Here is a 19,651-nt window from a genome sequence, read left to right as displayed (position 1 = left end):
CGACCGATGCCAAGGCATCGCTCTTGCGGTATGCTCCTCGCCGGATGACCGCAGACGGTCCCACGCAATAGGTCAATATCAGCGCAGGTTGGTATTATGCCCGGTTTTCAGATTCCGCTTGTGTTTTGCCCGGTCCGGCGTCAGAAGCGCTGATCGCAACCAACATCTCACATTGATGACGCTCAACCAGCTCTCCTCCGGCGACCTGATCGCCGATCGCCGCGCCGACTACGCAAAAATGCTTGCCGAGGCCGGCGAGCCCGAGAGCGCGGCCGATCTCATGGCCCAGGCGCTCGAGCGTGTCCCGGAATGGGCTGCCGGCTGGTTCCGGCTGGCGGACTATGAGGAAAAATCGGGCCGGAAAGAGGCGGCGATCGACGCGCTGCGCAAAACCTTGCGCCTCAATCCGAAAGACATTTTTGGCGCGGGGCTGAAGCTGGCGCTGCTCGGCGCGACCGAGATGCCGGAACAACCGCCGAGCCTTTATGTCGAGCGGCTTTTCGATGACTACGCCGACCGGTTCGACCAGGCGCTCGTCGAGAAGCTCGATTACAGCGTGCCGGAAAAGCTCGCTGCGCTGATCGAGACGTCAACGGCCGGCGGGCATTTCGAGCATGTCGTCGACCTCGGTTGCGGCACCGGGCTCTTCGGCGAGCGCATCCGCGAGCGGGCGGCATTTCTCGAAGGCTTCGACATTTCCGCCAACATGCTGTCGAAGGCAGAGACGAAAGCCGTCTATGACCGGCTGGCGCGGGCCGACCTATCGCTGCCTCCGGAACAATCTGATGTCTTCGGGAATTTCGCGGCAGCCCGCGCCGATCTCGTCAGTGCCGCGGACGTGCTGATGTATCTCGGCAGCCTCGATGGCGTCGCCGAGATCGTCGGCAAGCTGCTTTCCGATGGAGGCCTGTTTGCCTTCTCGGTGGAGGATGCCGGCACGGACGATGGTTTCGTCCTGCGCCCGTCGCTGCGCTACGCCCATAGCGAGGCTTATATCCGCGAGCTTCTCCAATCCCACGGCTTGGAAATGGTGGCTGTCGAGCGCACGATCATCCGCATGGATGCTGGCCAGCCGATCTCGGGCATCCTGTTTTTGGCCCGCAAGCCTGCATAAAACGCAGGGCTGGTTCGCAAAATTACGTCAGCATTGCTGACATATTTTTCTTGATTGTTTTTGTGCGTTGCAGCATTGCTTGGCGCATCGCAATCGAGGTTTTTGCCATGGCTCTGAGCAGCAGCGTTTTCGGTCTTTGGAACACCAGCCCGACCCGGCACACGCCGATCGAGGACCTGCAGGGCATCTTCTCCGGCAGCCTGATCGCCGCGCTCGGCCTGTATTTCCTGGCAAGCGCCGGGTTGCTCACCGGCAGCACCGCCGGCGTCGCCTTCCTGCTGCATTACGCGACCGGCGTGAACTTCGGCCTCGCGTTCTTCCTGCTCAACCTGCCGTTCTTCTATCTCTCGCTGAAGAGGCTTGGGCCGGCCTTCACGGTCAAGACCTTCATCGCCATCGGCGTGACCTCGTTCCTGACTGACATCCAGTCGCGCCTGTTCCACATCGGCGATATCCACCCGGCCTGGGCGGCGCTGATCGGCGGCCTGCTTCTCGGCTATGGCCTGCTGGCGCTCTATCGCCACCGCGCGAGCCTCGGTGGCGTCGGCATTCTCGGCATCTACCTGCAGGAGCGTTTCGGCGTTCGCGCCGGGCTGGTGCAGCTTGCCATCGACATGGTCGTGCTGGTCGCCGCCTTCGGCGTGACGTCCCCCGCAGTGGTTGCCTGGTCGGTGCTCGGCGCTGTGGTCCTGAACCTGTTCGTGGCCATCAACCACCGCGCCGATCGTTACATCGCCCTGTAGAACATCACTTGCCGATAGCCCCGAATAGACTTCGGGGCTGTGCTTTCGGCCCGCCTCGAAGGTATCAGGCGGCCTTTGCCGGCGCATCGACCGGATGCTGCGAACGCAGGCCGACGGCGACGCGATTCCAGACATTGATGACGCCGATGGCCATGGTGATCTTGGTGATCTCGGCTTCGTCAAAATGCTCTCTCAGCGGCTCGAAGTCCGCGTCGGGCGCACCGGTCTGGGCAAGGTTGGTGAGCGCTTCGGTCCAGGCGAGCACCGCGCGTTCGCGGGCATCATAGATCGGCGATTCGCGCCAGGCGCAGATCAGGTGGATCCATTGCTCGCTCATGCCGGTATGACGCGCCTCCTTCACATGCATATCGATGCAATAGGCGCAGCCGTTGATCTGCGAGGCACGCAACTTGATCAGGTGGATCAGGCGCGGCTCCAGTTCGGATTCCTTGATGATGTAGCTGTCGAAGGCTGCCGCAGCCTTGTAAGCGTCGGGAGCGGCTTTGACGAAGTTCAAACGCGGATGCATGTCTTCTCCTTCAGGTGGTTGGGATCGTTGTTTCAGGCGCCGGCGGTCGACTTGCGTTCGTTGACCGCCAGGAATGTGTTGGTCCGCGCCGAGATGCTGCCGTCATCTATGGCGTTGAGATCGGCGATGATGTCACCAATGGTCACGCGCCGAAGCTCGGCGCGGTAGGCCTGCTCGGCTTTCAGCATCGCGACGTTGATCGTGCACGCCGCCTTCGGCTTGCAGGCATAGGGATGGGGGCCGCGCAACCGGATTTCGTTGCAACGAAACGCCGGCTCCGGCCCTTCGACCGCAAGCACGATATCGAGCAGGCTGATCTTTTCCGGCAGGCGGGCGAGCCGGTAGCCACCCTTCGGGCCGGGAACCGCTTCGAGCAGCCCTGCCCCGGACATGGCCTGGAGATGCTTCAGGAGATAGCTGGTTGAAACCCCGTGAAATTCGGCGAGCGCTGCCGCCGACAGCGTGCTGCCGGGCTGAAGACAGCTCAGCATCGTCATGCTGTGGATCGCCTGCTCGACACCGTCCCCGAGTTTCATTCGCCGCCTCCATATCGTGGATATTCTTTATCCACGATTTACCGAAGAGTCAATCGCCCTGGGATCGCCGAGGCCGCGGGCTTCTCTTTTGCCGGATTTGATCTACCTTTGTTCTCCGTGAACAGGATCGATTCCCCGCGCCCGCAAGGCGACGCGTTGGCCTTGCCCGCCCCCTTCCTTCGCTGGTTCGGCGAGAAGGGCTGGCAGCCGCGCGCCCACCAGCTGGAACTTCTGGCGCGGGCGGAGGCCGGCGAATGCACGCTGCTGATCGCGCCGACCGGGGCCGGCAAGACGCTCGCCGGCTTTCTCCCCTCTCTCGTCGATCTCACCCGGCGCGGAAAAATCCCTCCGGGCTCCGCCTTTACCGGCATTCACACGCTCTACCTCTCGCCGTTGAAAGCCCTTGCCGTCGACATCGAGCGCAATCTGATGAAGCCGGTCGACGAAATGGGCCTGCCGCTTCGCGTTGAAAACCGCACCGGCGACACGCCGCAGGGAAAGCGCCAGCGCCAGAAGCTCAACCCGCCCGACATCCTGCTGACGACGCCGGAGCAATTGGCGCTGCTGCTTGCCAACGGCGAGGCAGAGCGCTTTTTCCGGGATTTGCGCTACGTCGTCTTCGACGAATTGCATTCGCTGGTCACCTCGAAGCGCGGGCACCTGCTGTCGCTCGGCCTTGCCCGGCTGCGCAGACTGGCGCCCAGGCTGCAGACGATCGGGCTGTCGGCGACGGTCGCCGACCCGATGGACCTGCAGCGCTGGCTGGCGCCGCAGTCACCCGATCGAAGCGACCATGCCGGCCTCGTGACCGTTAAGGGTGGGGCCAAGCCTGATATCTCCATCCTGCGCACCGACGAACACGTCCCCTGGGCTGGACATTCGGCACGCTACGCCATCGCCGACGTCTACGCCGCGATCAAGGAGCACGGCACCACCCTGCTCTTCGTCAACACCCGCAGCCAGGCGGAGCTGCTGTTCCAGGAACTCTGGACCATCAATGACGACAACCTGCCGATCGCACTTCACCATGGCTCGCTCGATGTCGCACAGCGGCGCAAGGTCGAGGCGGCTATGTCGGAGAACCGGCTGCGCGCCGTCGTCGCCACCTCGACGCTCGACCTCGGTATCGACTGGGGCGATGTCGACCTCGTCGTGCATGTCGGCGCGCCCAAGGGGGCAAGCCGGCTCGCTCAGCGCATCGGCCGCGCCAACCACCGCATGGACGAGCCTTCGAAGGCGATCCTGGTGCCGGCCAACCGCTTCGAGGTGATGGAGTGCCAGGCGGCGCTCGACGCCAATTACATCGGTGCGCAGGATACGCCGCCGGTCGGCAAGGGCGCGCTCGACGTGCTTGCCCAGCATGTGCTCGGCATGGCTTGTGCCGCACCGTTCGGTCCCCTGTCGCTCTACGAGGAAATCACCAGCGCGTCGCCCTATGCGTCGCTCACCTGGGAAACCTTCGAGCGCGTCGTCGATTTCGTCGCGACCGGCGGTTATGCGCTGAAGACCTACGAGCGCTATGCCCGCATCCGCAAGACCAAGGAGGGGCTCTTTCGTGTTTCCAATCCGCTGGTCGCGCAGCAATACCGCCTCAATGTCGGCACCATCGTCGAATCGCCGATGCTGAACGTGCGCATGGTCAAGCGCAACCAGCGCGGTTCGCTCGGCCGCGGCGGCATGTCGCTCGGCAAGGTCGAGGAATATTTCCTCGAAATGCTGTCGCAGGGCGACACCTTCCTGTTTTCCGGCAAGGTGCTGCGTTTCGAAGGCATCCGCGAAAGCGAATGCCTCGTCAGCCAGGCGCTTTCCTTCGACCCGAAGGTACCAAGCTATGCCGGCGGCAAGTTTCCGCTGTCGACCTACCTCGCCGAACAGGTGCGCAAGATGCTGGCCGACCCGGCCCGGCGGGCGGCACTGCCCGAACAGGTCCGTGACTGGCTGTCGCTGCAGAAGGACGTATCGATGCTGCCGCGCGAGGACGAACTTTTGATCGAGACCTTTCCACGCGGCAGCCGGCACTACATGGTGATCTACGCCTTCGAGGGGCGGCTTGCACACCAGACGCTTGGCATGCTGCTCACCCGCCGGCTCGACCGTGCCGGCCTGAAACCGCTCGGTTTCGTCGCCACCGACTACTCGCTGGCGGTCTGGGCGCTGGACGATCTCGGCGCGACATTCCAACTGCGCCGCAAGGCGCTCGCCGATCTCTTCGACGAGGACATGCTTGGCGACGACCTTGAGGCCTGGCTGAACGAATCCTTTCTGCTGAAGCGGACCTTTCGCAACTGCGCGGTCATTGCCGGGCTGATCGACCAGCGACACCCTGGCAAGGAAAAGACCGGCCGCCAGGTGACCGTATCGGCCGACCTCATTTACGACGTATTGCGCGCGCACGAGCCGGACCACCTGCTGCTGGAGGCCACGCGCAACGATGCGGCAACCGGGCTTTTGGACATCGGCCGTCTTGGGGATATGCTGAAGCGAATCAAGGGCCACATCACCCATCGCCGGCTCGACCGGATCTCGCCGCTTGCCGTTCCCGTCATGCTGGAGATCGGCAAGGAGGCGATCCAGGGCGAGGCGCAGGATTTCCTGCTTTCCGAAGCCGCAGACGACCTGATCAACGAAGCGATGGGCGGCGAGCCGCTATAGAATAGCCCCGTGTTCATGCGAACACGACAAGGACGGTGAAGAGACGCATGCACAGGCTCGCTCACGCACTATCGGCTCCGACAGACGGCACGGCGGCTTCCGCGCGCGCCATCGTCCACGGCGTCGAAGCGGTCTGCGATCCGCTCGGCAGCCTCTATCTGCCGGAGACGAGAACGCTTGTCGTTTCCGATCTGCATCTCGAGAAGGGATCGGCCTTTGCCCGGCGCGGCATGATGCTGCCGCCCTACGACACCCTTGCCACCTTGCGCGTGCTCGAAGCGGCGATAACCCGCCATGACCCCAGATTGGTCATCAGCCTCGGCGACAATTTCCATGACCGGGTCGGATCCGCGGCGATGCCCGATACCTTCCGCCACATGATCGCCGCGATGGCGATGGGACGGGAATGGGTCTGGATCAATGGCAATCACGACCCCGATGGCGCCTCGGGTCTGCCCGGCATATCGCTGGACGAATTCCGACACGCCGGCCTCACCTTTCGTCATGAACCATCGAGGGGCGAGGCATCGGGGGAAGTTGCCGGCCACCTGCACCCGGCAGCGACGGTCGTCCGGCGCGAGAAATCGGTGCGCCGCGCCTGCTTTGCTACCGATGGGAAACGGCTGCTGATGCCGGCCTTCGGCGTCACCACCGGCGGCCTCGATCTGCGCCACCGGGCAATGACCGGCCTCTTCGATCGCGCCAAGCTGGTCGCCCACATGCTTGGTCGCGATCGGATCTACTCGGTCCGCTTCACAAACCTGATCGCCTGAGGCGCACCGGACTTCACGCCGGCGACGTTCGGTGTTTCAGGCCGCAACAGGTTGCGGCGCGTAACGCAGGATCACGCTGCCGGTAGAAAGCGGTCGCGCTTCCAGAAGCGCCATCGACATCGCGTTTTCGGCACTCTTGAAGAACGGCGTGCCTTTGCCAAGCCGGAGCGGAACGACGCACAGCATGATCTCGTCGATCAGATTTTCCGGCAGCAATGAATCGACCAGTTCGGCACTGCCGAAAATATAGAGGTCTTTCGCGGCTTCCTGCTTCATCCGCCGCAGTTCGCCGGCGATATCGCTGACGACACGGCTGTTGTTCCATTCTGCCCTATCCATCGTTCGCGATGCGACGATCTTTGGCAGAGCGTTCATATAGGTCTTGACCTCGCCCTCCTCCTCGGTCGTCGACCAATAGGCGGCCATGCCTTCGTAGGTCACGCGACCGAAGACCAGCGCCTCGGTCTTTTGTCCAAACTCACGGCTGAGTTCGTCTAGTTCAGGACCCCAGGCACTGTTGTGGAAATCGAGATCCCATTTCTTCGCGCCTTCGAAGTAACCGTCGAGCGTCACCAGATTCCAGACGATGAGTTTTCCATTTTTCCGCTCTTTCAAAACTGGTTGCATAATTGAAGCAGTTTGACGATATCAAACTGATATCAAATTGCAAGCAGTTTTGACCTTCGGAAAAATCGAACAGCCGTGGGTGCTCCGCCGACGGGCTGTGCAATGATCGCGGATTGTTTTCGTACAGCGCGAGAGGCGTGCCTCACCGTCGAGCGTGAGGCCTGCCGGGTAAAGCGGGGCCGCCCGCTAGCTCAGAACGCGTTGAAGGTCAGCGTCGTCAGCGAGCGGGAGATGCCCGCAACCGTGGCAATGTTGTCGTTGATGAACTTGCCGATGTCCTGGCCTTCTTCGATGTAGATCTTGAGCAGGAGGTCGTAGTCGCCGCTCGTCGAATACATTTCCGAAACGATCTCCTTGCGGTAGATCTCGTCGGCAACCTCGTAGGTCTTGCCGGGAGCGCACTGCAACTGGACGAAAATCGCTTTCATGGAGTTTCCTCTGTTTCTGCCTTGCAGCGCCGCGCGACAAGAATGACGCGCTAAGGCCGCTGCAACGCTTTAAACTGCTGCATCGTTTTCTCCTTAAATCGATTCCGATTTAAGGAACTATTCAGTAGGCCTTCTTTACCCGTCCGGCGCCCAAAAGGGAACGTCGGCCGATTGCCGCCGAGGACTATTCCTTGCGGAAGAGCAGGCTCGCGCCCCAGCCGGTGATGACAGCGAGCAGCACGGCAAAAACGCCGTAGAACAGCGGCTGCCCATGCGCCGTCTCGGTGATCACCTGCTCCAAACCCGTCTTGACCACGCGCAGCGGCAGCGCCTTGGCGGCGACGAAGGTGCCGTCGCGGAAGAGATAGGCGCGCACAACATGCACCCCGTTCGGCACGTTGGCAGGCAGGCGCACCGACGCCTTGAACAGGCTGGAGCTGATGAACTGCACACCACCGGGATCGCGCTCATAGACGCCGCTCGTCTCGCGGATGCGGCGGAAGGCATTGCGGAACTCGCCGAGATTGCTGCCGTCGCCGACGAAGCCGAGGGGCACAAGCCGCATGTGGTCGACCCCGATGCCCATGTTGCCCATTTCACCCGGTGGGGCGATCGTCTCGATGTCACGCGTGCTCGACAGCGAATAGGATTCCGGCACCAGCTCGAAGGTCATGGAGCTGGTGTTTACCCAGATTCCGAAGACGCGTTCCTTCTTGCGCACCGTCGCATTATCCTTCGGCCCCTCGAGCGAAACGATGATGTTGTATTTGCCCTGCGCCAGGAGATTGGGATTGAAACCGTCGACCGCGCCGAAGATCGTCAGATCCGCGCCGCGGAAATCCGAGGTGATGGCGATCTCGTCGGTCGAGATGCCGATCTCCAGCTTCTCGGTGAAGTCGTTGGCGTTCTCGTCCTGCAGCTGGGCACTGGCCGGAGCGGCGAAGGAGAGCGTCAGGGCTGCGAGGGCGATATTGATGAGGCGGCGCATCAGAAGCCGAACCCCGCTGACACGACCGAATAGATGTCCTTCGGCGGAATGACGAGTTCGATTGCCAGACGAATGCCGACGGCAAGCACCAGCAGCGCCAACAGCGCGCGCAGCTGCTCGCCGCGCAGCTTCTGGCCGACCCGGACGCCGTATTGCGCACCGACGACGCCGGCAATCATCAGCACGAAGGCGAGCACGATGTCGACGGTATAGTTGGTCGAGGCCTGGACGATGACCGTGTAGGCGGAGACGAAGATGATCTGGAACAGCGAGGTGCCGACAACCACATTGGTCGGGATGCGCAGGAGGTAGATCATCGCCGGGACCATGATGAAGCCACCGCCGACACCCATGACCGACGTCAGGACACCGATGCAGAAGCCGAGGGCAGCGACGGGAATGACGCTCAGATAGATCTTCGATTTCTTGAATCGCATCTTCAGCGGCAGCCGGTGAACCCAGTTGTGCTGCCCGGGACGGCGCAGCGGCGTCGCCTGGTTCTTGGCCGCCTTGCGCATGGCGCGCACGCTCTCCCACAGCATCAGGCTGCCGACCGAGCCCAAAAGCACGACATAGAGCAGCGAGATGACCAGATCGAGCTGACCGACGCGGCGCAAGAGCGAGAACAGCCAGACGCCGACCGTTGCCCCGGCAAGGCCGCCGCACAGAAGCACCGTGCCGAGCTTGATGTCGATCGTGCCGCGCCGGAAGTGGGTGATGGCACCCGAGATCGAGGAGGCCACGACCTGGTTGGCGCCGGTCGCAACGGCAACCACGGGGGGAATGTTGTAGAAGATCAGGAGAGGCGTGATCAGGAACCCGCCACCGACGCCGAACATGCCCGATAGAAAGCCGACGGCCGCACCCATGCCGAGGATGATGAGTATGTTCACCGACAACTCTGCGATGGGCAGATAAATCGTCACGCCGGACCTCAATATGCCAACGGCCCGCGGTGCGGGCAAAAAACGTCACAGTGGCAAGTAATTCACCACGGAGGGGGGATTATCTCTGAAAGCCGACACCCCTCCCGAGGGCGAGGTGGCATAGGCTTCCGTCATGCGCTCCTGGGCCGGAGCTGTCAACCTTTTCAGCCACATGGCGTACAGCTTCGGCTCCGCGAACCGTGTCACCCGGTTCTGCGGCTTTATTGCGGCGGCAGACCCTGCCGGATCAGGAATTGCGCTTGAGCAATTCCTTCACCAGCTGGTCGGTGATTTCACCGGTCGGCTCCTGGCCGACGGATGTCTGGAAGGCCTTGATCGCGGCAACCGTCTTCTTGCCCATCTGGCCGTCCGGCTTGCCGGCGTCGAAGCCGTTATTGTTGAGGATCGCCTGGATGTTGCGAATGGCCTTGCTCATGTCGATCGAGGCGGTCTTGTTGGCCGGTCCTACCCAGGCATCCGGCACGTCGACCGTGTTCGCCTTGGCGTCGACCGCCTGCGGCTTCCATGCGTCGGCCTTGGCCTTGGCGCTCGAAAGTTGCTCGGGCTTCATCGCCTTGGCCACGTCGTCGCGCTTGGCCGCAGCATCCATGTCGCCCTCGCGGGCGGCGGCGGAAAACCACTTGTAGGATGCTTCAAGATCCTGCGGCACGCCGTTGCCGCGGGCATAGAGGACAGCCAGATTGAACTGGCTGTCGCGGATGCCGAGCTCGGCTGCCTTGGCAAACCATTTCGTCGCCTCGGCGAAATCCGGCGAGCCATCGCGGCCGCTGGCCAGCATGACCGCGAGATTGTGCATGGCGCTGGCATTGCCCTGCTCGGCGGCCTTCAGGTAGAGAACCTTGGCCTTGGCAGCGTCGCGCGTCAGACCCGAGCCTTTCTCATACATGCTGGCGAGCCGGTATTCGGCCGGCACGACGCCGGCGTCGGCGGCGCGCTGATACCATTTGGCGGCTTCCGCCAGATCTTCATTGACGCCGCGGCCTTCTGTGTAGCGCGCACCGATCTCGTAGAAAGCCAGGGGATCGCCACCCTTGGCGGCCGTCACCAGCGCAACCGGGCCGAAACCATCGGGCAGGACGACTTCGGCAGCCTTTGCGACCGGCGCAAAGGTTCCGGCCTGCGCGGCATCGACTGGGGCGGCCTGGAACGTCGAAGCGGCGACCGGCCCCTTGGCTTCCGGCACGGGCTGGAGCAACGGCGCCTGCGTTTCGTTTACCGCCTTCGTCGATGCGGATGTGTCGGCCGGTGGCGTCGCGGCGGCTGGCGTCTCAACGGCGCTTGACGGCTGCTCGACGGAATCGAGCGGCGCTTCGGGAATGGGCTGCAGCGCTTCGACCGGTGTTTCGGTCGCTACGGCGGCTGCCGCCGGTGCCTGGTCGCCCGCGACCTTGGTTGCGTTGGCGATCGCCGGCTGTTCAGCGACGGGCGCCAACTGCTGTTCGATGATCGCCACCGGTTCGGCAACGGGCGCATCGCTGCCCTTCAGCATGGCGCCGACGAGCGGATAGGACATGATCGCAAGCAGCACGGCGCCGACAGCCATCAAGATCGGGCGGCGATGGCGGGCAAAGGCACCACCAACGCCGCTGGCAACGCCACCGTCCTTGGTCCTGTTGAGCGTATCGGCTTCCTCGACCGCCAACTGCGCTGCCCGGCGGGCGGCGGCGATAAAGTCCGCCTTGTCGCCGTCTGCCGCCTGTTTGCCGCCGCGGTTCATCTGGCCGGCGCGAACACGCTCGAGAATCTTCTTGACGTCGGGAACACCAGAGCCCGGCTCGAGCAGCTGATTGGCCTCTTCGGGTGCCAGCATTTCGGATGGGTCGATGGAGGGGGCGGGCTCGACCAGTTGTCGTGCCAGCTCCTGTGCGGGCTCGGCACGCTTCCCGGAAAAGCGCCGGGTCAGGCCAGCAAGCAGGCCCGTGCGGGCGGTAGCCGGCTGTTCGCGCGCGCCATCGGGCTCGATGGTCGAAACCTGACCTTCGTCACCGGCGAACGCAGTCGCATGCGCAGATGCGGTGGCGGCGGCAATGACGCCGTCGTCTTCCGCCTGGAGCGCGCGGACGTTGCGCTGCAGATCCTGATAGCGGTCATCGAGATCGGCGCCGCTGAACGGGTCGTTGAATTCCGGTTGAGCTGCCTTGGGCATCGCAGCAATTTCGCGCGCCACCGGCGCCTCGTAATGCGCCGCGGCCATGGCGGGCTCGCGGCCCTCGATACGCTCGAGCTTGTCGGCGATGTGAACGAGGGTTTCATGCAGGGCTTCAAAGGTGCGCGCCGTGCGCTCGTCGCTGGAGCGGCTCAGATCTTCGAGCGTGCGCAGGTCTTCCGCCAGCGCCGAGATCGCCGCGAGATCGCCGCCACCGGCCGACTGAGGCATGCCCTTCCTGGAATATGCCTCCATCACCGCCTCGGCCGCCTGCCGCGCGGCCTCGACGATGTACTCGTCGCTGGTGGCGAAATAGTCTTCGAGCGCATTCATGCGGCTCTCGAATTCCACCGGCATGGCGGCACCCGCCTCACTGCGGGGCTGGCTGACCAGGGTCGACAGGTTGGCGATCTGCGCTTCGAGGTTGTGCAGCGCGGCGCGGTCGTCGAACGGCGCCGCATAGGTTTCTTCCAGCCGCTGCGCTATGCCAGCGAGGCGATCTTCAAGACGGTCGAAACGCGGATCGGCGACGGGGTGTGCGCTGAGCGTGTCGAGGTCGTCGATGCGGCGGGCGAGATAGTCGAGCCGCTCGGCCAGAGCATCGTTGACGCTGCCTTGATCGAGCGCTTCGATCTTGCGGGAGATGTCGTTGAGGTAGTTCGTCAGGTCCGGTTGGACATTTCGGTGGCTGCGCTCCATCAGCATGGAAAGCTGGTCGAGGCGTTCTTCCAGTCCGGCCGCAGCCTTCTCGCCGGCGAGATCCTCAACCCGTGCGGCCAAGGCTTCGAGGCGGGCACCGAGACCGGAATCAACAGGGCGGGACAATCCGTCGATCTGCCGCGAGAGGTCGCCGAGCCTGGTCTCCAGGCGATTGGCGAACCCGCCCTCGAGGCCGCTGGCACTGCGGCTGTTGGCGGCAATCGCCCGGCTGATTTCGTCAAGCCGCGCGTCGAGGTCAGCGAACTGCGACACGAGGCGCCGGTCGTCCGGCTGTATCTGGCGGCCGAGCATCTCGATCGCCTGGGCGACCGCAATCATCTTGTCTTCAAGCACGTCGACCGCAGAGCTGTTGCCCAGCGCCCCGATCTGCGACTTGATCTCGTCGAGACGGTAGGCCAGCGCCACCAGCTCGTCGTCGCGGTTCTGGTCAAAGGCGATCAACCGATCCTCGACGCCGTTCCAGCGGCTTTCCATGCGGCGAACGCTGTCTTCGCGCGCCAAGCCGTCGATCATCGCCCGCAGATCGTCAAAGTCGCTGCGCAGCGCATCCGCCTGGGCAGGCGACGCCTGGCGGCCGAGCTGCTGGATGCTGTCGGCAAGGCGCTGCATGTCGCCGCGCACGTCCTCGGCGAAGCTGTGGTCCTGGGCCTGCACCTTGATGCCGCGAATTTCGGCGCGCAGGGAGTTCATCTCGCGGGTGACGCCTTCGGTGATGTCGCGCTTGAGGTCCTGGCGCAATCCGACGAGTGCCTCGGCGATATCGTTGACGGCCGCCGCCGGCCGGGCGACGGGCGCACGTACCGGCTGGGGCCGTATATCGTCGACGTAACGCTCGGGCTCGCGCTGGGCCAGGCGATCCGGCTCGCGTTGCGGCAAACGGTCTCTCAAGGGTGGCCGCTCGCGCGACGTGCTAAGCGCCCGCTGGCGCTGCATGATTTCGGAGACGGCATCACGCGGGGATGGGATATCGCGGGGGGCGACACGCTCGCGCTCGACTGGACGGGCCGGCGGCTCGCGTCCCGCTCCGTTCATCAGGCCTTCGATCCGGGCTTCAAGCCCTTCAATCGTGCGGTTCAGGGCGTCCAGAGAGGGCCGCTCGCCATAGCTCTGGCTACCAGCGCGCTGAGGATTTGATCGCGATCCATTCATTGTGCTCTTCGCCCCTGTCCGTCGGCCATCTCGAAAGTCGCCACGGAAGGAAACGGCTTCCTTCACCCCTGCGGCACTTGCGACGTGGGCAAAGCTACAACAATGCGAGGACCGGACCGGTTGCAGCTTTGACCATCTCAACACGCACCTTTCATTAAACGTGGTAAACAAGCCGTTAACCGGCGCGGATTTTTTAACGATTTGACAGTGCTAGCTGATGGAGAGTGTTGTGCGGCGGCGATTTCACCGCGCCTTTTATCCGCAAGCGAAACTTCGATCGGGCGGTATTTTTGACGTTTACGCAAACGTCAAAATTTTGTAGCATCCTGCCAACGATGCGAGACCGCCCTCAGATGGCGGCGCATTCGGCATGTTGCAACCGGACGTCGGCCGCTTGGAGGCGGCGATCCGAAAGCGAAAAAGGCGAGGAAAGAATGCCCACCTACAAGGCACCGGTCGACGATACTCTCTTCATTCTGAACGACGTGCTCGGCATCGAGCGATACAACAACCTTCCCGGCTTTGCCGATGCGACGCCCGACATGATCGAAGCAATCGTCGGCGAAGCCGCCAAGCTTGCGGAAGAAGTGCTGTTTCCGGTCAATCTTTCCGGCGACCAGGAAGGCTGCAAGCGGCACGACGACGGCTCGGTCAGCGTGCCCAAGGGCTTCAAGCAGGCTTTTGATCTCTACCGCGAAGGCGGCTGGCTCGGGCTTTCGGTGCCAGAGGAATTCGGCGGCCAGGGCCTGCCCTACACGCTGCACACCGCCGTCGGCGAATATATGTCCTCGGCCAACATGGCGCTGACGATGTATCCCGGCCTGACCCAGGGCGCGATCGCTGCGATCCTCGTCCATGGCTCGGATGAGCAGAAGCGGGCCTATCTGCCGAAGATGGTGGACGGCACCTGGACCGGCACGATGAACCTGACGGAGCCGCATTGCGGCACCGACCTCGGCCTCCTGCGCAGCAAGGCCGTGCCCGATGGCAACGGCGCCTACAAGATTTCCGGCCAGAAGATCTTCATCTCCGCCGGCGAACACGACATGTCGCAGAACATCATCCATTTGGTGCTTGCCCGCATCGAGGGCGCGCCGGATGGCGTGAAGGGCATTTCCCTGTTCATCGTGCCGAAGTTCAAGCTCTCCGCCGACGGCGAGCCGGGCGAGCGCAATGGCGTCTCCTGCGGCGCCATCGAGCACAAGATGGGGATTCACGGCAACTCGACCTGCGTCATGAACTATGACGAGGCGGAAGGCTACCTCATCGGCACGGAGAACAAAGGCCTCAACGCCATGTTCGTGATGATGAACGAAGCCCGTCTCGGTGTCGGCCTGCAGGGCCTGTCGGTCGCCGAAATCGCCTACCAGAACGCCGCCAACTATGCCCGCGACCGCATCCAGGGCCGCTCGCTTTCCGGCCCGAAGGCGCCGGACAAAAAGGCCGACCCGATCATCGTGCATCCGGATGTGCGCCGCACGCTGATGACGATCCGCGCCTTCAACGAGGCCGGACGCGCCTTTACCCTTTGGACTGCTCTCAAATCCGATATCGCCCACCGCTCCGACAATGACGCCGACCGCCAGACGGCCGACGACATCCTCGGCCTGATGACGCCGATCCTCAAGGGCGTCCTGACCGACAAGGGCTTCGACCACGCGGTCATGGCGCAGCAGATGTTCGGCGGTCACGGCTACATCGAAGAACACGGCATGAGCCAGTATGTCCGCGATGCCCGCATCGCGATGATCTACGAAGGTGCCAACGGCATCCAGGCGCTCGACCTCGTCGGCCGCAAGCTCGGCCTCAACGGCGGCCGTGCCGTCATGGCGCTGTTCAAGGAAATCGGCGATTTCTGCGAGGAAAACCGCGGTAACGAGAAGCTTTCCACCTACACCAAGGCGCTGAAGAAAGGCCTCAACGACCTGCAGGCGTCCACCATGTGGTTCATGCAGAACGCCATGGCCAAGCCCGACAATGCCGGCGCCGGCTCGACCGACTACATGCACCTCTTCGGTCTGGTCGTGCTCGGCTACATGTGGGCGAAGATCGCCAAGACCGCCGAGGAAAAACTGGCCTCTGGCGAAACGGCACGCGCGGACTATCTGAAGAACAAGCTGATTACCGCGACGTTCTTCATGGAGAGAATTCTGCCGGAAACGGCGCTGCGCAAGGCCCGCATCGAGACTGGCGCCGACACGCTGATGGCGCTCGACGCGGCGGCGTTCTGATTTCGCCGCGTTCCGATTTCTACTGCATGATTCCTTAAATCGGATCCGATCTAGGCGTAAAATTATGCAGCAAGTTTAAAGTGTTACAGCGTCCTTAGCGCGTCTGACGCGCCGCGCTGTAAGTGTTTGACGGGCGGCACCATCAGGTGCTGCCGAAAGGGAGATGAGACATGACGAAAGTCTTCGTTTACGACCACGTGCGCACGCCGCGCGGCCGTGGCAAGAAGGACGGCTCGCTGCACGAAGTGCCGTCCGTTCGCCTTGCGGCCAAGATGCTGGAGGCCGTGCGCGATCGCAACGGGCTCGATACGTCAACCGTCGACGACATCATCATGGGCTGCGTCGATCCGGTGATGGATGCCGGCGCGGTTATCCCGAAGGCAGCCGCCTTCGAAGCAGGCTATTCCACCCGCGCGCCCGGCATGCAGATCTCGCGCTTCTGCGCGTCGGGTCTCGATGCCGTCAACTTCGGCGCGGCGAAGATCGCCCAGGGCGCCGACGACATCGTCATTGCAGGCGGCGTCGAGAGCATGTCGCGCGTCGGCCTCGGCATGTCCGGCGGCTCCTGGTTCATGGACCCGTCCGTCAACCTGCCGGCCTATTTCATGCCGCAGGGCGTCTCGGCCGACCTGATCGCCACCAAGTACGGCTTCAGCCGCGACGACGTCGATGCCTACGCCGTCGAAAGCCAGAAGCGCGCAGCGCATTCCTGGGAAAAGGGTTACTTCAAGAAGTCGGTCGTGCCGGTGAAGGACCAGAACGGGCTGACCATTCTCGACCGCGACGAGCATATGCGTCCCGGCACCGACATGCAGGCGCTCGCCTCGCTCAACCCGTCGTTCCAGATGCCGGGCGAGATGGGCGGCTTTGAAGCCGTCGGCATCCAGGCGCATCCGGAAATCGAGAAGATCAACTACGTGCACCATGCCGGCAACTCGTCGGGCATCGTCGATGGCGCCGCGGCCGTGCTGCTCGGCTCCAAGGCCGGCGGCGAAAGCATGGGCCTCAAACCCCGCGCCCGCATCCGCGCCTTCGCCAATATCGGCTCCGACCCGGCGCTGATGCTGACCGGCCCGGTCGACGTGACCGAGAAGTTGCTTAAGCGCGCCGACATGAAGCTCTCCGACATCGACCTCTTCGAGCTCAACGAGGCGTTTGCCGCGGTCGTGCTGCGCTACATGCAGGCCTTCGACATTCCGCACGACAAGATCAACGTCAACGGCGGCGCGATCGCCATGGGCCATCCGCTCGGCGCTACCGGTGCGATGATCCTCGGCACGGTGCTCGACGAGCTGGAACGGCGCGATCTCAACACCGCGCTGGTGACGTTGTGCATCGGCGCCGGCATGGGCACCGCAACGATCATCGAAAGGGTCTGACGATGGTAGCCACGCGCCGCACGCTTCTCGGGCTGATGGGGCTGGGGCTGCTTGCAGTCTCAGCTTGCGTCTCCGAAGACGAAGGCGGCGACAGCTTCACGCTGACCGGTGCGATCTCCAATGTCGCCAACGGCCCGGTTCCGGCAGGCACCGTCACCATCCGGCTCGAGGAGCAGGGCGTGATGGATGTGGCCGCCAAGCTGATCGCCGAAACGTCCGTTTCGAGCGACGGCAAGGCAAACCGTGTGCCCTTCGTGCTGCAGGTGCCGAAGCCCGAACTCGACAAGGCCGCCGATGCCGGCTTCACCATCAGCGTCGAGCGCGACGGCAGGCTGATCGCCACCAACACCACCAAACAACGTTACAGCGGCGGATCGAATATCTCGCTGCGCATCGAACCCATTCTCTACTGAGGGGGAGAACCATGACGAAGTATACCAATTTCAAGATCGAGACCGATGCCGACGGCATTGCCCTGGTCACCTGGGACATGCCTGAGAAGTCGATGAACGTCTTCACCCAGGAGGTGATGGAAGAGCTGAACGCCATCGTCGACGAGACGACGGCCGATGCCGCCGTCAAGGGCGTCGTCTTCACGTCGGGCAAGTCGTCGTTCTCCGGCGGCGCTGACCTCTCGATGATCAAGTCGATGTTCACCTTCCAGCAGGAAGAAAAGAAGAAGGACCCTGATAACGCCGCCCAGAAGCTTTTCGACCTCGTCGGCCGCATGACCGGCTTGTTCCGCAAGCTCGAAACCTCCGGCAAGCCGTGGGTGTCGGCGATCAACGGCACCTGCATGGGCGGCGCCTTCGAGCTTTCGCTCGCCTGCCACGGCCGCGTCGCCTCGAACTCCAAGTCGGTCAAGATCGCCCTGCCTGAAGTCAAGGTCGGTATCTTCCCCGGCGCCGGCGGCACCCAGCGCGTGCCGCGCCTGACCAACGCGCAGGACGCGCTGCAGATGATGACCACCGGCTCGTCGCTGACCGCGGCGCGCGCCAAGGCGCTTGGCCTGGTGCATGAAGTCGTCGACGCCGACAAGCTGGTCGAGGCTGCCAAGGCGATGATCAAGAACGGCCTGAAGCCGGTCCAGCCCTGGGACGAAAAGGGCTACAAGGTACCCGGCGGCGGCATCTGGACCCCGGCCTCGGCCCAGCTCTGGCCGGCTGCCTCCGGTATCCTGCGCCGCGAGACGCAAGGCAACTACCCAGGCGCGATCGCGATCCTCAAATGCGTCTATGAGGGCCTGCAGGTCCCCTTCGACACGGCTCTGAAGATCGAACAGCGCTACTTCACCGAGATCCTTCAGACGACCGAAGCCTTCTCGATGATCCGCTCGCTGTTCGTCTCGATGCAGGAACTCGGCAAGGGTGCCCGCCGCCCGGCCGGCGTGCCGAAGTCCGAGTTCAAGCATGTCGGCGTCGTCGGCGCCGGCTTCATGGGCGCCTCGATCGCCTATGTGACGGCCGCCGCCGGCATCGCCGTCACGCTGATCGACCGCGACATGGAAGCGGCGACCAAGGGCAAGGCCCATTCGGAGGGCCTGGTCAAGGATTCGGTCGGCAAGGGCCGCCTGACCAAGGAAGAAGGCGAAGCGCTGCTTGCGCGCATCACGCCCTCCGCAGACTACAACGACCTGAAGGATGTCGGGCTCGTCGTCGAAGCCGTGTTCGAAGACCGCCAGGTCAAGAAGGACGTGATCGAGAAGGTGGAAGCGGTGATCGGCGAAGACACGATCTTTGCCTCCAACACCTCGACGCTGCCGATCACCGGCCTTGCGAAGAACTCGAAGCGTGCCGGCCAGTTCATCGGCATCCACTTCTTCTCGCCGGTCGAGAAGATGATGCTGACGGAAGTGATCCTCGGCAAGGAGACCGGCGACAAGGCGCTCGCCGTCGCGCTCGACTATGTCGCCGCGATCAGGAAGACGCCGATCGTCGTCAACGACACGCGCGGCTTCTACGTCAACCGCTGCGTCTTCCGCTACATCCACGAAGCCTATGACATGCTGATCGAGGGCGTGCCGCCGGCGATGATCGAAAATGCCGCCAAGATGGCCGGCATGCCGGTTGGCCCGCTGTCGCTCAATGACGAAGTGGCAATCGACCTCAGCCAGAAGATCCTGAAAGCCACCGTCGCCGATCTCGGCGAAAAGGCCGTCGATCCCAAGCACATGGCGCTGATCAACAAGATGGTCGACGACCTCGACCGTCGCGGCCGCAAGAACGGCAAGGGCTTCTACGAATATCCGGCAAAGCCCGCGAAGAAGTACCTGTGGCCGGAGCTGAAGACGCTCTATCCGCAAGAGAATGCCGACAAGATCGACGTCGAGGTGCTGAAGCAGCGCTTCCTGGCAACGATCGCGCTCGAAGCGGCCCGCACCATGGAAGAAGGCATCGTCACCGATCCGCGCGAAGCCGACGTCGGCTCGATCCTCGGCTTCGGCTTTGCGCCCTACACCGGCGGCACTCTCTCCTACATCGACGGCATGGGCGCCAAGGCCTTCGTCAAGATGTGCGAGAAGCTTGCCAAGGACTATGGCAGCCACTTCAAGCCGACGGCACTGCTGAAGGAAATGGCCGAACGCGGCGAAACCTTCTACGGCCGCTTCGACCCCTACGGCGAGAAGAGGCAGGCGGCGTAAAAGATCCCACCGAACATGCAGACAGGCTCCTCACGGAGCCTGTTTTCG

15 protein-coding genes are annotated in these 19,651 nt (G+C 63.3%); 8 read left to right on the top strand and 7 right to left on the bottom strand.

The window, feature by feature from the left end; translation table 11 throughout:
- The first annotated feature begins 175 nt into the window (after positions 1-175).
- Positions 176-1,114 (top strand): class I SAM-dependent methyltransferase, encoded by a 939-nt coding sequence (locus IB264_RS02385; RefSeq protein ID WP_025425834.1) that lies wholly within the window; start codon positions 176-178, stop codon positions 1,112-1,114.
- 107 nt (positions 1,115-1,221) lie between these two features.
- Positions 1,222-1,857 carry a YitT family protein gene (locus tag IB264_RS02380; RefSeq protein WP_025425833.1) on the top strand — a complete coding sequence of 212 codons (636 nt, stop codon included), beginning with the start codon at positions 1,222-1,224 and terminating at the stop codon, positions 1,855-1,857.
- 64 nt (positions 1,858-1,921) lie between these two features.
- Here the strand turns inward: IB264_RS02380 and IB264_RS02375 are convergent, their stop codons facing one another.
- Together IB264_RS02375 and IB264_RS02370 are read right to left on the bottom strand one after the other, a co-directional pair.
- The gene (locus IB264_RS02375; protein WP_025425832.1) at positions 1,922-2,386 is read right to left on the bottom strand and encodes a carboxymuconolactone decarboxylase family protein; all 465 of its coding nucleotides are present in this window, start codon (positions 2,384-2,386) and stop codon (positions 1,922-1,924) included.
- A gap of 32 nt (positions 2,387-2,418) precedes the next feature.
- On the bottom strand, positions 2,419-2,922 hold the full coding sequence (locus IB264_RS02370) for an Rrf2 family transcriptional regulator (protein WP_025425831.1): 504 nt from the start codon (positions 2,920-2,922) through the stop codon (positions 2,419-2,421).
- 108 nt (positions 2,923-3,030) lie between these two features.
- On the opposite strand from IB264_RS02370, the gene IB264_RS02365 reads away from it, so the two are divergent.
- Both IB264_RS02365 and pdeM read left to right on the top strand, forming a co-directional pair.
- Positions 3,031-5,574, top strand: a complete 2,544-nt coding sequence (locus IB264_RS02365) for a ligase-associated DNA damage response DEXH box helicase (RefSeq protein ID WP_025425830.1) — start codon at positions 3,031-3,033, stop codon at positions 5,572-5,574.
- 47 nt (positions 5,575-5,621) lie between these two features.
- A complete protein-coding gene (pdeM, locus tag IB264_RS02360; RefSeq protein WP_025425829.1) occupies positions 5,622-6,347 on the top strand; it encodes a ligase-associated DNA damage response endonuclease PdeM in 726 nt (241 codons plus the stop codon).
- Positions 6,348-6,383: 36 nt separating this feature from the next.
- Here the strand turns inward: pdeM and IB264_RS02355 are convergent, their stop codons facing one another.
- From IB264_RS02355 to IB264_RS02335, 5 genes are all read right to left on the bottom strand, one after another.
- Positions 6,384-6,962 carry a dihydrofolate reductase family protein gene (locus IB264_RS02355; RefSeq protein ID WP_025425828.1) on the bottom strand — a complete coding sequence of 193 codons (579 nt, stop codon included), beginning with the start codon at positions 6,960-6,962 and terminating at the stop codon, positions 6,384-6,386.
- Positions 6,963-7,165: 203 nt separating this feature from the next.
- A complete protein-coding gene (locus IB264_RS02350; protein WP_025425827.1) occupies positions 7,166-7,402 on the bottom strand; it encodes an Lrp/AsnC ligand binding domain-containing protein in 237 nt (78 codons plus the stop codon).
- 184 nt (positions 7,403-7,586) lie between these two features.
- Positions 7,587-8,390 (bottom strand): TIGR02186 family protein, encoded by an 804-nt coding sequence (locus IB264_RS02345; RefSeq protein WP_025425826.1) that lies wholly within the window; start codon positions 8,388-8,390, stop codon positions 7,587-7,589.
- Entirely contained in the window at positions 8,390-9,316 is a 927-nt protein-coding gene (locus tag IB264_RS02340; RefSeq protein WP_025425825.1) for a sulfite exporter TauE/SafE family protein, read from the bottom strand. Before IB264_RS02340 ends, IB264_RS02345 begins: the two co-directional genes overlap by 1 nt.
- Before the next feature lie 247 nt (positions 9,317-9,563).
- On the bottom strand, positions 9,564-13,352 hold the full coding sequence (locus IB264_RS02335; RefSeq protein WP_192433185.1) for an SEL1-like repeat protein: 3,789 nt from the start codon (positions 13,350-13,352) through the stop codon (positions 9,564-9,566).
- 434 nt (positions 13,353-13,786) lie between these two features.
- Here IB264_RS02335 and IB264_RS02330 point away from each other — a divergent pair, with 434 nt between their 5' ends.
- The 4 genes from IB264_RS02330 (at position 13,787) to IB264_RS02315 (ending at position 19,603) form a co-directional block, all read left to right on the top strand.
- The gene (locus IB264_RS02330; RefSeq protein ID WP_192433117.1) at positions 13,787-15,583 is read left to right on the top strand and encodes an acyl-CoA dehydrogenase C-terminal domain-containing protein; all 1,797 of its coding nucleotides are present in this window, start codon (positions 13,787-13,789) and stop codon (positions 15,581-15,583) included.
- A gap of 170 nt (positions 15,584-15,753) precedes the next feature.
- Entirely contained in the window at positions 15,754-16,962 is a 1,209-nt protein-coding gene (locus tag IB264_RS02325) for an acetyl-CoA C-acetyltransferase (RefSeq protein ID WP_025425822.1), read from the top strand.
- A 2-nt stretch (positions 16,963-16,964) separates the two neighbouring features.
- Positions 16,965-17,375 (top strand): YbaY family lipoprotein, encoded by a 411-nt coding sequence (locus IB264_RS02320; protein ID WP_025425821.1) that lies wholly within the window; start codon positions 16,965-16,967, stop codon positions 17,373-17,375.
- 11 nt (positions 17,376-17,386) lie between these two features.
- The gene (locus tag IB264_RS02315) at positions 17,387-19,603 is read left to right on the top strand and encodes an FAD-dependent oxidoreductase (protein ID WP_192433115.1); all 2,217 of its coding nucleotides are present in this window, start codon (positions 17,387-17,389) and stop codon (positions 19,601-19,603) included.
- Positions 19,604-19,651 lie beyond the last annotated feature (48 nt).

It is taken from the genome of Ensifer sp. ENS11 (assembly GCF_014851895.1).
GTDB lineage: Bacteria > Pseudomonadota > Alphaproteobacteria > Rhizobiales > Rhizobiaceae > Ensifer > Ensifer canadensis.
The sequence above is the reverse complement of the archived record's forward strand: the minus strand, read 5'-3'. Positions and strand labels throughout refer to the sequence as shown.

Bases quoted from the DNA above. Each gene is read 5' to 3' on its own strand.
- IB264_RS02375 (WP_025425832.1), bottom strand. From the start codon at position 2,386: ATGCATCCGCGTTTGAACTTCGTCAAAGCCGCTCCCGACGCTTACAAG.
- IB264_RS02350 (WP_025425827.1), bottom strand. From the start codon at position 7,402: ATGAAAGCGATTTTCGTCCAGTTGCAGTGCGCTCCCGGCAAGACCTAC.
- IB264_RS02380 (WP_025425833.1), top strand. From the start codon at position 1,222: ATGGCTCTGAGCAGCAGCGTTTTCGGTCTTTGGAACACCAGCCCGACC.
- IB264_RS02385 (WP_025425834.1), top strand. From the start codon at position 176: ATGACGCTCAACCAGCTCTCCTCCGGCGACCTGATCGCCGATCGCCGC.
- IB264_RS02330 (WP_192433117.1), top strand. From the start codon at position 13,787: ATGCCCACCTACAAGGCACCGGTCGACGATACTCTCTTCATTCTGAAC.
- pdeM (WP_025425829.1), top strand. From the start codon at position 5,622: ATGCACAGGCTCGCTCACGCACTATCGGCTCCGACAGACGGCACGGCG.
- IB264_RS02315 (WP_192433115.1), top strand. From the start codon at position 17,387: ATGACGAAGTATACCAATTTCAAGATCGAGACCGATGCCGACGGCATT.
- IB264_RS02370 (WP_025425831.1), bottom strand. From the start codon at position 2,922: ATGAAACTCGGGGACGGTGTCGAGCAGGCGATCCACAGCATGACGATG.
- IB264_RS02335 (WP_192433185.1), bottom strand. From the start codon at position 13,352: ATGAATGGATCGCGATCAAATCCTCAGCGCGCTGGTAGCCAGAGCTAT.
- IB264_RS02320 (WP_025425821.1), top strand. From the start codon at position 16,965: ATGGTAGCCACGCGCCGCACGCTTCTCGGGCTGATGGGGCTGGGGCTG.
- IB264_RS02325 (WP_025425822.1), top strand. From the start codon at position 15,754: ATGACGAAAGTCTTCGTTTACGACCACGTGCGCACGCCGCGCGGCCGT.
- IB264_RS02345 (WP_025425826.1), bottom strand. From the start codon at position 8,390: ATGCGCCGCCTCATCAATATCGCCCTCGCAGCCCTGACGCTCTCCTTC.